The organism is Paraburkholderia flagellata, assembly GCF_021390645.1.
GTDB lineage: Bacteria > Pseudomonadota > Gammaproteobacteria > Burkholderiales > Burkholderiaceae > Paraburkholderia > Paraburkholderia flagellata.
The window spans coordinates 1,433,178-1,444,754 of record NZ_JAJEJT010000001.1 but is presented as its reverse complement, the minus strand read 5'-3'; the positions used below and the strand labels follow the sequence as shown (position 1 = coordinate 1,444,754).

The following is an 11,577-nucleotide window of genomic DNA, read 5'->3' as shown; positions in this document are numbered from 1 at the left end:
TCAGCGAATGATGCCGCGTTGCGACTGCTCGACGAAGTCGAGCAGCGCCTTCACGTGCACGTCGCCATCGCCGCCCGCCTGCGCGAGATCGGCGAGCTGCACCTTCGCCTCTTCGAGCGAGAGCCCGTTCTTGTAAAGCGTGCGATACGCCGAGCGCAACGCGGAAATTGCGTCGGGCGAGAAGCCACGGCGGCGCAGACCTTCGACGTTAATGCCGTGCGGCACCGCCTTGTTCCCGGCGGCGACCACGAACGGCGGCACGTCCTGCACGAGCGCCGAGGCGCCACCGACCATCGAATGCGCGCCGATGCGCACGAACTGGTGCACGCCGGTCATGCCACCGACGATCGCGTGGTCGTCGACGATCACGTGGCCCGCGAGTTGCGCGTTGCTCGACATGATGATGTTGTTGCCGAGACGGCAATCGTGGCCGACGTGCACGTAGGCCATGATCCAGCAGTCGTCGCCGATGATCGTGACGCCGGTGTCCTGCACCGTGCCCGTATGCAGCGTCGTGAACTCGCGGATGGTGTTGCGGTTGCCGATCACGAGCTTCGTGGGCTCGCCCTTGTACTTCATGTCCTGCGGACGCCCGCCGATCGACGCGTAGTGGCCGATCGTGTTGTCTTCGCCAATCGTCGTGTGGCCTTCCAGCACGCTATGCGAGCCGACCTTCGTGCGCGCACCGATGGTGACGTTCGCACCGATGACCGCAAACGGCCCGATTTCGACCGATTCGTCGATCTGCGCGCCCGACTCGACGACCGCAGTGGGATGGATCCTGCTCATTCGTCCTCGTTCTCCGATTCTGTTTCCGTGCGGCGGCGCCTCGAGGTCAAGGCGCGCTGCGGCATGCGGCGGCGCTTCTTATTGCGCCGCGTCCATTTTCTTGACGGTGCACATGAGTTCCGCCTCGCAGGCCACGGAGCCTTCCACCTCGGCTACCGCCTTGAACTTCCAGATGCCGCGCATGTAGCGCTCGAACGTCACGTTGAGGATAAGCTGGTCGCCCGGCTCGACCACGCGCTTGAAGCGCGCGCCGTCGATGCCCACGAAGTAGTACAGCGTATTCTCGAAGTCCTGCTCCTCCTCCGAGAACGTGAGCAGCGCGGCGGTTTGCGCCAGCGCCTCGAGAATCATCACGCCGGGCATCACCGGACGCTGCGGGAAGTGCCCCGTGAAAAAGGGCTCGTTGACCGTCACGTTCTTCAACGCCTTGATGCTCTTGTGCGGCTCCAGCTCGATGACCCGGTCCACCATCAGGAACGGATAGCGGTGCGGCAACAGCGTGAGGATCTTGTGGATGTCGAAGTTGAGTTTTTCGATGTTCATGGTGGTTCTGCTCACGCAGGAATTGCGCGTGTGACTTTCGATTTCGATATTCGAGGCGCTTGACCAAACACGCCCGCGCTGACGCGAAGTATGCGCCACGCCCGCCCTCCCGTGCATGGGGATTGCCCCGGGCGGGCAGCCCCGGGCGGGTAGCCCCGGGCGGGCGACTTTGGTCATCTGCGATGCAAAGCGGCGCGCCGCTCCCGCGACACGCCGCCCGCTGCCTCGATACTGCTTTCTTATTCGCCCTGCGGCTTCTGGGTAACCGCCGCCTCGAGCGCCTTGATACGGTCGCGCAGCTTGTCGATGTTACGCAACAGCGCGGCGCTCTTGTTCCAGTCGGCGTGATCGACCGCCGGGAAAGCGCTCGTGTAGATGCCGGCCTTCGGCAACGACTTCGAGACGCCCGACTTTGCCGTGACGATCACGTAGTCGCCCAGCGTGACGTGCCCCGCAATGCCCACCGCGCCGCCAATCATGCAATGGCGCCCGATCGTCGTGCTGCCCGCAATGCCGGCACAGCCCGCGATGACCGTGTACGCGCCGATCTTGCAGTTGTGGCCGATCTGCACGAGGTTATCGATCTTCACGCATTCTTCGATGATCGTATCGGCCATCGCGCCGCGGTCGATCGTCGTGTTCGCGCCGATCTCGACGTCGGGCCCAATGGCCACGCCGCCCACCTGCGGAATCTTGACCCAGCTTCCCGTGCGCGCGTCGCCCTCGCCCGTGAAATCGGGGGCGAAACCAAAGCCGTCCGAGCCGATCACGGCGCCCGCATGCACGATGGCGCGTGCGCCAAGTTTGCAGCTGTGGTAGATGGTCACGCCCGGATACAGGTGCGAGCCCTCGCCTACCTCTGTGCCGCGGCCGATGAAGACGTTCGCGTCGAGCCGCACGTTTTCGCCGATCACGGCGCCCGCTTCGATCGTGACGTTCGGACCGATCACCGCGCTCGCGGCAACCTGCGCCTTTGCGTCGACGTGGGCGCTGGCGTGGACACCCGGCTGCGCCTTCGGCGCGGCGAGGTCGATATACGCCTGCGCGACACGCGCGAAGTAAGCATACGGATTCGGTGTGACGATGAAGTTGCGGCCCTCGCGCGATGCGAGCTTCTCGAGGTCGCCTGGGCTGATGAGCACGGCGCCCGCTCGGGTCGTCTCTACCTGCGCGAGATACTTCGGATTGGCGAGGAACGCGAGCTGTTGCGGACCAGCCTGGTCGAGCGGCGCCAGCGAACTGACGCGTTGCGTCGCATCGCCCACCACCTCGCCGCCGAACCGCCCGACAATGTCCTCAAGCGTAAATGCCATGCGCGTGCTGCTCCTGCCTTAGTTGCCTTGAGTTGCTTTTCGTTGACTTAGTTGCTGCTGCTACCACTGCCAGTGCTGTTCGCTGCGAGCGCCTTCAGCACCTGGTCGGTGATGTCGATGCGCGGGCTCACGTACACCGCTTCCTGCACGATCAGGTCGTAATGCTGCTGCTCGGCGATCTGCTTGATCACCTTGTTCGCGCGGTCGAGCACCGCCGCCAGTTCCTCATTGCGGCGCTGGTTCAGGTCTTCGCGGAATTCGCGCTGCTTGCGCTGGAAGTCGCTGTCGAGCGCGGAAAGGTCGCGCTGCTTCTGTGCGCGATCGGTCGGCGACATCGACGGGCCGTTCTTGTCGAGCGAGTCGGACATCGACTTCAGGCGTTGCGCCATGTCCTGCAGATCCTTGTCGCGCTTGGCGAACTCGGCTTCGAGCTTGGTCTGCGCGGCCTTCGCGGGAGCGGATTCGCGCAGGATGCGATCGGAATTGACCGCCGCGATCCTTGCTTCCTGCGCCTGCGCCACACCCATGCCAAAGCCGAGGAGCGCCAGCGACACGGTTATCGCCCCGATCGTGCGTCTGGAAAACATACCCGTTAGCAAAGTCATCCTCTCGTTTCCTGGATTCCGGCGCTGCGCGCAGCGCGCGCAACAAACGCCGGGCAAAACATACGTCAGAATGCCGTCCCGATCTGGAACTGGAACTTCTGGTACTGGTCGCCTTCGTGTTTGACGAGCGGGAAGCCAAGGCTCAGCTTGAGCGGGCCGATCGGCGAAATCCACGCGAGGCCGAAACCGTAGCTGTAACGCAGGCCGTTCGCGCCAATGCTGTCGCCTTCCGTGCCCCAGACGTTACCACCATCGACGAACGTGAAGACGCGCAGCGTGCGGTCATAGCCCGTGCCCGGCAGCGGGAAGGTCAACTCGACGTTACCGACGATCATCTTCGAACCGCCGATCGGGTCGTTCGTCTTGGCGTCGCGCGGACCCAGCGAGCTCGGCTCATAGCCACGCACCGAACCGATACCGCCCGCGTAGTAGTTCTTGAAGATCGGGTACGGCTTGCCGCCAAGGCCGTTACCGTAGCCGCCCTGGAAGTTCAGACCAAGCACGAAGCCGCGCGCGAACGAGTAGTAGTACTGCGCCTGAATATCGGCCTTGTAGTACTGCGTGCCGCCAACCGGCGTGCCGTATTCGGCGTTCGCCTGCGTGAAGTAGCCCTTGCTCGGCACGAGCGCGCTGTCACGCGCGTCGCGCGACCAGCCCACCGTCAGCGGCACGTTGTTCGACACGCGGCCGAACTCGTTCACATAGTCGATGTAGCTCTGCGGCGTGTTCGCGTCGACGTCGAGCGTGTCCTGCTCGAAGCCCGCGCCAAAGTAGACCGTGTCGACTTCCGAGAACGGAATGCCGAACTTCAGGTCGCCGCCCATGGTGATGATGCGGAAGCTCGAATCGGTCGAGTAGTACAGCGGCTGGTACGTACGGTAGTAGACGTCGGTAATGCGCTTGATACCGTCCACCGTGAAGTACGGGTCCACCTGCGTGAGGGCAAGCGTGCGGTACGTCTTCGCGGTGTTTACGTTCAGCGAGAGCGACGTGCCCGAACCGAAGACGTTGTCCTGCGACACGCCCGCCGACAGCACCACCTTGTCCGTGGACGAGAAGCCCGCACCCAGCGTGATCGCGCCGGTCGGCTTTTCGGCGACCTTCACGTTCACGTCGACCTGGTCGGCCGTGCCTTCCACAGGCACCGTGGTCACGTCGACGTCGGTGAAGTAGCCCAGACGGTTGATGCGGTCCTTCGAGAGTGCGAGGCGGTTCGAATCGAACCACGAGCTTTCGAGCTGACGCATTTCGCGGCGCACGACTTCGTCGCGGGTACGCGTGTTGCCCACCACGTTGATGCGGCGCACGTACACGCGGCGGCTCGGATCGACCTGCAGCGTGAGGTTGACCGTGTGATTCGCCTGATCGATCTGCGGCAGCGCGTTCACGGTCGCGAATGCGTAGCCATATTCGCCGAGCTTGTCGACGATGGCCTTGGTCGTGGCCTGCAGCTTCTCGGCCGAGAAGGTATCGCCCGGCTTGATCTTGATGAGTTTCTTGAGCTCGGCCTCGCGGTCGAGCAGGTTGCCCGACAGCTGGATGCCCGACACCTTGTACGGCTCACCTTCGTGAATGCCGACGGTGAGGTACATGTCCTTCTTGTCGGGCGAGATGGAGACCTGCGTCGAGTCGATGTTGAACTCGAGGTAGCCGTGATTCAGGTAGTACGAGCGCACGTTCTCGAGGTCGCCCGTGAGCTTTTCCTTCGAGTAGAGGTCGTTCTTCGTGTACCACGAGAACCAGTTCGGCGTGGACAGCTGCATCTCCGCGAGGAGCGTGCCGCTGCTGTACGTCTTGTTGCCGATGAAGTTGATCTGGCGGATCTTCGCGCTCGGACCTTCGACCACCGAGAACAGCAGACCGACACGATTGCGGTCGATCGGCGTGACCGTGGTCGTGACCTCGGCGGCGTAGAAGCCGCGCGTGAGGTACTGGCGCTTGAGCTCCTGCTCGGCCTTGTCGACGAGCGCCTTGTCGTAGTAGCGGCCTTGCGAGAGGCCGACTGCGCGCAGCGCCTTGGTCAGGTTGTCCTTGTCAAATTCCTTGATGCCAGCGAAGTCGATCGTGCCGATGGCCGGGCGCTCCTGCACCTGCACCACCACTACGCCGCCTTCGGTGGCGATCTTCACGTCGTTGAAGAACCCCGTCGCATAGAGTGCGCGGATGGCCTCGGACGCCTTGTCGTCGGTGAACGTGTCGCCCTGCTTGATCGGCAGGTAGGCGAACACGGTGCCCGGCTCGACGCGTTGCAGCCCTTCGATCCGGATGTCCTGTACCACGAAAGGCGTCGTTGCTGCGTGGGCAACGAGTCCATGCGCGGCGATTGCCGCGGCCGCAACCGTTTTTGGAACCAAGCGATGAGGTCTAAACAACGTGCTTCCCCAATTATGTATAGCTGCATCAGATCAGGCGGCCCGCCCACGGACGCCGCCAGACATCTTTAGAAATGGATTAACCGAGCCAGATCGTTGAACAACGCGATCGCCGACAGTGCGACGATGCAGGCAAGTCCCGCGCGCTGCAGCACGAGCTGCCAGCGGTCCGAGACGGCTTTGCCCGTTACGGCTTCAACCGCATAATATAACAGATGCCCCCCGTCCAATACCGGAATTGGGAGCAGATTCAATACGCCAAGGCTGATGCTCACGAGGGCGAGGAATGACAGGAACGCGGAAGGACCCAGTCTCGCGCTCTTGCCGGCATAGTCAGCAATCGTCACGGGGCCCGACAGATTCTTCAGCGAGGCTTCGCCCGTGATCATGCGGCCGAACATCCGCAGCGAATACACCGCGATATCCCACGTGCGATATGCACCGAGCCGCACGCTCTCGAGCGGCCCGTAACGCACGTCCACGGAAGGCGCCTGTGCCGAGAGCGCAGCGCCGATTCGTCCCACTTCCTCGCCCGTCTGTGCGTCGCGCTGCAGCGTCGGCGTAACGGTGAGCGTGAGCGTCTGCTGCGTGTTCCGGGCAGCATCGCCGCGCGCGACCGTGAGCCGCACGGGCTTGCCAGCGTGTGCCTTCACGTAGGCGATGAAAGTGCTTGCGCTGTCCACGGCCCGGCCGTCGAGAGCGCGCAGTTGATCCCCCGCTTGCAGCCCGGCATGTTGCGCCGCACTACCCGCCTCCACCGCCGCCACCTTCAGCGTGTTGCCGCCCGCCTCGAGGCCGAGCTTCGACATGAAGTCGTCGTCGAGATCCTTGCTGGTCAGTTGCGAGAGATCGAGCGGGAAATCGTAGGTGCCCTCGCCGTCACGCGCGGCAAGCACGACACGGCCCTGGTCGAACGCCGTGGCGAGCAGTTTCCAGCGCAGGTCAGACCACGAACGCACAGACTCGGTGCGGCTACCGTTTGCATCGCTCACCGAAAGAATCGTTTCGCCGCCCTGGAAGCCGGCCCGAGCCGCCGCTGATTGCGCGGGTGGCGCCGCGACTATGGCCTTCTGCTCGGTCACGCCACTCGCGTAAACCACGGAAAAGAGCACGACGGCCAGCACGAAATTGGCGATCGGCCCAGCAGCGACGATTGCAATACGCTTGCCAACCGACTGGCGGTTGAACGCGTGTGGCAAATCGCTCGCGGGGATCTGATCGGGCGACTCGCGCTCGTCGAGCATCTTCACGTAGCCGCCGAGCGGCAGCGCCGCGATGGTCCATTCCGTGCCGCTCTTCTTGCTGACCCACTGGACGAGCGGCCGGCCAAAACCGATCGAGAAGCGCAGGACCTTCACGCCGCACAGGCGCGCAACGCTGTAGTGACCGTATTCGTGCACGACGACCAGCACGCCGATCGCCACGACAAATGCGACCAGTTCGGTAAGCAGGTTCATGAGCGCCTCCTGGGCTGGAAGCAGCGCACCGGTGCGGGGGCGGCCCCGAGGTCAGGCTCGCGCGTCTGAGGGCCCGCGAGGGCCCTTGCGCAAGCCCCTCGCTGACCTGTCAGGCCGGCACCGGCAGGCTGTCGATGATGGTGTGAGCCGCGCGGCGGGCGGCCGCGTCGGCTTCGAGCACGACTTCGAGACTCGACGCAGTGCGGTTCTCGAGCGCGTTGAGTACGGCATCCACCGTCTGGGCGATGGCCATGAAGCCGATGCGCCGGTTCAAAAATGCTTCCACGGCGACTTCGTTCGCCGCGTTGAGCGCCGCGCTCGCCACGCCGCCGGCGGACAATGCCTGCATGGCGAGCGCGAGACACGGAAAGCGCGTGTAGTCGGGTTTTTCGAACGTGAGCGTCGCGATTTGCGTGAGATCCAGTTGTGCAACGCCGGAATCGACACGATCCGGGTACGCGAGCGCGTGCGCGATCGGCGTGCGCATGTCGGGGTTGCCTAGTTGCGCGAGCACCGAACCGTCGGCGTACGAGACCATCGAATGGATCACGCTCTGCGGGTGGATCAGCACGTCGATGCGCTCGCCCGGCAGGTCGAACAGGTAGTGCGCCTCGATCACTTCGAGGCCCTTGTTCATCATCGTGGCCGAGTCGACGGAAATCTTGCGGCCCATGGACCAGTTCGGATGCTTGCAGGCCTCGTCGGGCGTCACGTTCACGAGCGTCGAGGGCTCGCGCGTGCGGAACGGGCCGCCCGAGGCGGTCAGGATGATCTTCGTGACGCCGTCTCGCTGCGCGTTTTCGCGCGGAAAGCACTGGAACACGGCATTGTGCTCGCTGTCGAGCGGCAGCAGCACCGCGCCGCTGTCGCACACGGCGTTGATGAAGATGTCGCCCGACATCACGAGCGCCTCCTTGTTGGCGAGCAGGATCTGCTTGCCAGCCTTCGCCGCTGCGAGCGTGGGAGCCAGACCTGCCGCGCCGACGATGGCCGCAACCACCGTGTCGCAGCCGTCGCTCTTCGAGACTTCAACGAGTGCCTGCGGCCCGTAGGTCACGACGGTCTTCGAGCCGGCCTCGCGCAGCTTGCGCTCGACCTGTGCGGCGGTATCGGCGTCGCCGACCACGGCCACTTCGGGCGCGAAGCGCAGGCATTGTTCGACGAGTTTCTCGCCGTTGCGATGCGCGGTGAGCGCATAGACCGAGAAGCGTTGCGGATGACGCGCGACAACGTCGAGCGTGCTGTCTCCAATCGAGCCCGTGGAACCGAGCAGTGTGAGTCGTTTTTGCATATTCAATTCTCTAGCCGGGCGCCTTTAGCCGAGCAGCAGCATGGCAAGCGGCAGCACGGGCAGCAACGCGTCGATGCGGTCGAGGACTCCGCCGTGGCCCGGCAGGAGACCGCTCGAATCCTTCACGCCAGCCTGGCGCTTCATCATCGACTCGAACAGATCGCCGATCACGCTGAACGCGACCAGCACGGTAAGTACGAAAAGCGCACGTCCAAGCCCGATCTGGGCGGCGAGCGCGGAATACAGCGTGGGTTCGAACGCGTGCAGCGCGATCGCTGCGCCCGACACAACCATCACGGCGGCCCAGCCGCCAACTGCGCCCTCCCAGGTCTTGCCGGGGCTGATCGAAGGCGCGAGCTTATGCTTTCCGAATGCCTTACCTGCAAAGTATGCGCCGATATCGGCCAGCCAGACCACGAGTAGCAGGGACAAAACAAACGCCACGCCCGCCGTGCGCGCCGCAACGAGGGCGTGCCAGCAAGCCGCAAAAACGACGAGCCCCGCGGCCAGCAGGAAAGCGCGCCAGGCGCCCGCGGCGAGCACCGGCTTGCGCAGCAGCACGTAGGGGCCGGCGATGATCCAGAACACGCCCGCCGCCTGAAAGAGCGGCCGGGGCGCCGGCAGCCGCGTGCTGAGCGCCACGACGGCCGCCGCGATCACGGCATAGACGATCGAGCCGGTCGCGCCCGCCTTCAGGAGGCGTGCCCATTCCCACGCGGCGAACACGACCACGACACCGATCAGCGCGCCGAACGCCGCCACGGGCGCGAACAGCGTGATCGGCAGGAAGACTGCCAGCAGGACGAGCGCCGTAATGACGCGGGTCTTTAGCATGAAAGCGAATCGGCGTTCTGGGCGACGACCTGCGCGCTCGTGCGGCCAAAGCGGCGCTCGCGCTCGGCATACGACGCAATGGCGCGGCTGAGCGCTTCGGCGTCGAAATCCGGCCAGAACGTGTCGGTGAAATAGAACTCGGCGTAGGCGAGTTGCCAAAGCAGGAAGTTGCTCACCCGCTGCTCGCCGCCCGTACGGATGAAGAGGTCCGGTTCCGGCGCGTAGGCCATCGCCAGATGCTGGGACAGCGCGTCTTCGGTGACAGGCACCGGCTGGCCCAAGGCCGCGGCCTCCTCGACCAGCTTGCGCGTGGCCTGGAGGATGTCCCAGCGGCCGCCGTAGTTCGCGGCGATCGTAAGCGTGAGACGGGTGTTGCGCGCAGTCTTAGTCTCCGCTCGGCGAATCAGGTCCTGAATGCGCTCGTTGAACATCGACAGGTCGCCGACCACGCGCAGACGGATGCCGTTCGCGTGCAGGCGCGCCACTTCGCGCTCGAGCGCGGTGACAAAAAGGCGCATGAGGAACGACACTTCGTCGGTCGGGCGGCGCCAGTTCTCGGAACTGAACGCGAAGAGCGTGACGTATTCGACGCCGCGCTCCACGCACGATTCGACGACCGAGCGCACGGCATCGACGCCGCGCGTATGGCCCGCGACGCGCGGCAGGCGACGCTGGGTTGCCCAACGGCCATTGCCGTCCATGATGATCGCGATGTGGCGCGGCACGGCCGCCACGTCGGGCACGCGAACGGTTGAGCTGGTATAGGTCATGGCCGTCGGACTGTAACTGCGATGAAAAGGGAAAGCCCCGGAAATCTGGCGAATCTGGAAGCCCTAAGGCCTCAGACCGTCATGATCTCGGCTTCCTTCGTCTGCACGAGCTTGTCGATCTCGGCCACGAAGCGGTCAGTCAACTTCTGGACATCGTCGCTGCCACGGCGCTCGTCGTCTTCGGAAATTTCCTTGTCCTTCACGAGCTTCTTGAGCTGTTCGTTGGCGTCGCGACGCAGGTTACGCACGGCCACCTTCGCCGTTTCACCTTCGTTCTTGACGACCTTCGTGAGCTCCTTGCGGCGCTCTTCGGTGAGCGCCGGCATCGGCACGCGGATCAGGTCGCCGTGCGTGGCCGGGTTCAGGCCGAGATCCGACTCGCGGATCGCCTTTTCGATCACCGGCACCATCTTCTTTTCCCACGCCTGAACGCCGATCGTGCGTGCGTCGACGAGCGTGAGGTTGGCGACTTGCGAGATGGGCACGGGCGAGCCGTAGTAGTCGACCTGGATGTGGTCGAGCAGACCGGTATGCGCGCGGCCCGTGCGGATTTTCGCCAGATCGCTCTTGAACGCGTCGATCGAGCGCTGCATTTTCTGCTCGGCGCCCTTCTTGATGTCAGCCACAGCCATTTTGATACCTCCGAACCTTCATAACGGAACGGGCCCGCCGGCGCGCTGATGGGCGGCGCGGCCCGTGTTCGAACCTCTCGTGAGACGAGAGTTTACACGTGGACGAGCGTACCTTCGTCTTCGCCCAGAACGATGCGCTTGAGCGCACCCGGCTTGACGATGGAAAAAACCCGGATCGGCAGCTTCTGGTCGCGGCACAGCGCGAACGCGGTCGCGTCCATCACCTGCAGGTTGCGGCCAATTGCCTCATCGAAGCTGATGGTCGAGTAACGCGTGGCGGTCGGGTCCTTCTTCGGGTCGGCCGAGTAGACGCCGTCGACCTTGGTGGCCTTCAGTACGACTTCGGCGCCGATTTCCGAGCCGCGCAGCGCAGCAGCCGTGTCGGTGGTGAAGAACGGGTTGCCGGTGCCCGCGGCGAAGATCACGACCCTGCCTTCTTCGAGCTGGCGGATCGCGCGGGGGCGAATGTACGGCTCGACGACCTGGTCCATGCGCAGCGCCGACTGCACGCGCGCCTCGATACCCGCATGACGCATGGCGTCCTGCAGCGCGAGCGCGTTCATCATCGTGGCGAGCATGCCCATGTAGTCGGCCGTTGCGCGGTCCATACCGGCCGCACCGCCCGCGACACCGCGGAAAATGTTGCCGCCGCCGATCACGACTGCGAGCTGTGTGCCGAGACGCACCACCTCGGCCACGTCTGCCACCATACGTTCGATCGTGGCGCGATTGATGCCGAAGGCATCATCGCCCATCAGGGCTTCGCCGGAAAGTTTGAGCAGGACGCGTTTATAGGCGGGTGTGGGCATGGAGGTATCCAGGATCGCGCGCAAAGGGCAATAACTTGAAACTGTAGGGGTGAAATACGGCTTCGGGCAAGCGCCGCCAGAAATAGCGAAGATTTCCAACGCCGCGCACAGCGGGGGACTACCATGCGCGTCGTCGCTACGCTGCCCGCCACGGCGGATTGC

At 64.3% G+C, this 11,577-nt stretch carries 11 protein-coding genes; all 11 read right to left on the bottom strand.

What is annotated here, in order from left to right:
* A complete protein-coding gene (gene lpxA, locus L0U83_RS06305; protein WP_233881427.1) occupies positions 1-789 on the bottom strand; it encodes an acyl-ACP--UDP-N-acetylglucosamine O-acyltransferase in 789 nt (262 codons plus the stop codon).
* 78 nt (positions 790-867) lie between these two features.
* Positions 868-1,332 carry a 3-hydroxyacyl-ACP dehydratase FabZ gene (gene fabZ / locus L0U83_RS06300; protein WP_028204052.1) on the bottom strand — a complete coding sequence of 155 codons (465 nt, stop codon included), beginning with the start codon at positions 1,330-1,332 and terminating at the stop codon, positions 868-870.
* A 239-nt stretch (positions 1,333-1,571) separates the two neighbouring features.
* Positions 1,572-2,645, bottom strand: a complete 1,074-nt coding sequence (gene lpxD, locus L0U83_RS06295; RefSeq protein WP_233881426.1) for a UDP-3-O-(3-hydroxymyristoyl)glucosamine N-acyltransferase — start codon at positions 2,643-2,645, stop codon at positions 1,572-1,574.
* A 47-nt stretch (positions 2,646-2,692) separates the two neighbouring features.
* On the bottom strand, positions 2,693-3,244 hold the full coding sequence (locus tag L0U83_RS06290) for an OmpH/Skp family outer membrane protein (RefSeq protein WP_201697284.1): 552 nt from the start codon (positions 3,242-3,244) through the stop codon (positions 2,693-2,695).
* 71 nt (positions 3,245-3,315) lie between these two features.
* Entirely contained in the window at positions 3,316-5,622 is a 2,307-nt protein-coding gene (gene bamA / locus L0U83_RS06285) for an outer membrane protein assembly factor BamA (protein ID WP_233881425.1), read from the bottom strand.
* Between the two features lie 68 nt (positions 5,623-5,690).
* The gene (gene rseP, locus L0U83_RS06280) at positions 5,691-7,079 is read right to left on the bottom strand and encodes an RIP metalloprotease RseP (RefSeq protein ID WP_233881424.1); all 1,389 of its coding nucleotides are present in this window, start codon (positions 7,077-7,079) and stop codon (positions 5,691-5,693) included.
* Between the two features lie 109 nt (positions 7,080-7,188).
* Positions 7,189-8,370, bottom strand: a complete 1,182-nt coding sequence (locus L0U83_RS06275; RefSeq protein ID WP_233881423.1) for a 1-deoxy-D-xylulose-5-phosphate reductoisomerase — start codon at positions 8,368-8,370, stop codon at positions 7,189-7,191.
* 24 nt (positions 8,371-8,394) lie between these two features.
* Positions 8,395-9,204: a phosphatidate cytidylyltransferase gene (locus L0U83_RS06270; protein ID WP_233881422.1), complete on the bottom strand. Its 810-nt coding sequence runs from the start codon at positions 9,202-9,204 to the stop codon at positions 8,395-8,397.
* On the bottom strand, positions 9,198-9,974 hold the full coding sequence (uppS, locus tag L0U83_RS06265; RefSeq protein WP_233881421.1) for a polyprenyl diphosphate synthase: 777 nt from the start codon (positions 9,972-9,974) through the stop codon (positions 9,198-9,200). Before uppS ends, L0U83_RS06270 begins: the two co-directional genes overlap by 7 nt.
* 71 nt (positions 9,975-10,045) lie before the next feature.
* Complete coding sequence (gene frr / locus L0U83_RS06260; RefSeq protein ID WP_112172804.1) at positions 10,046-10,606, bottom strand: ribosome recycling factor; 561 nt, start codon at positions 10,604-10,606, stop codon at positions 10,046-10,048.
* Positions 10,607-10,698: 92 nt separating this feature from the next.
* On the bottom strand, positions 10,699-11,415 hold the full coding sequence (pyrH, locus tag L0U83_RS06255) for a UMP kinase (RefSeq protein WP_233881420.1): 717 nt from the start codon (positions 11,413-11,415) through the stop codon (positions 10,699-10,701).
* Positions 11,416-11,577 lie beyond the last annotated feature (162 nt).

Bases quoted from the DNA above. Each gene is read 5' to 3' on its own strand.
- L0U83_RS06270 (WP_233881422.1), bottom strand. From the start codon at position 9,204: ATGCTAAAGACCCGCGTCATTACGGCGCTCGTCCTGCTGGCAGTCTTC.
- lpxD (WP_233881426.1), bottom strand. From the start codon at position 2,645: ATGGCATTTACGCTTGAGGACATTGTCGGGCGGTTCGGCGGCGAGGTG.
- fabZ (WP_028204052.1), bottom strand. From the start codon at position 1,332: ATGAACATCGAAAAACTCAACTTCGACATCCACAAGATCCTCACGCTG.
- lpxA (WP_233881427.1), bottom strand. From the start codon at position 789: ATGAGCAGGATCCATCCCACTGCGGTCGTCGAGTCGGGCGCGCAGATC.
- uppS (WP_233881421.1), bottom strand. From the start codon at position 9,974: ATGACCTATACCAGCTCAACCGTTCGCGTGCCCGACGTGGCGGCCGTG.
- pyrH (WP_233881420.1), bottom strand. From the start codon at position 11,415: ATGCCCACACCCGCCTATAAACGCGTCCTGCTCAAACTTTCCGGCGAA.
- rseP (WP_233881424.1), bottom strand. From the start codon at position 7,079: ATGAACCTGCTTACCGAACTGGTCGCATTTGTCGTGGCGATCGGCGTG.
- L0U83_RS06275 (WP_233881423.1), bottom strand. From the start codon at position 8,370: ATGCAAAAACGACTCACACTGCTCGGTTCCACGGGCTCGATTGGAGAC.
- frr (WP_112172804.1), bottom strand. From the start codon at position 10,606: ATGGCTGTGGCTGACATCAAGAAGGGCGCCGAGCAGAAAATGCAGCGC.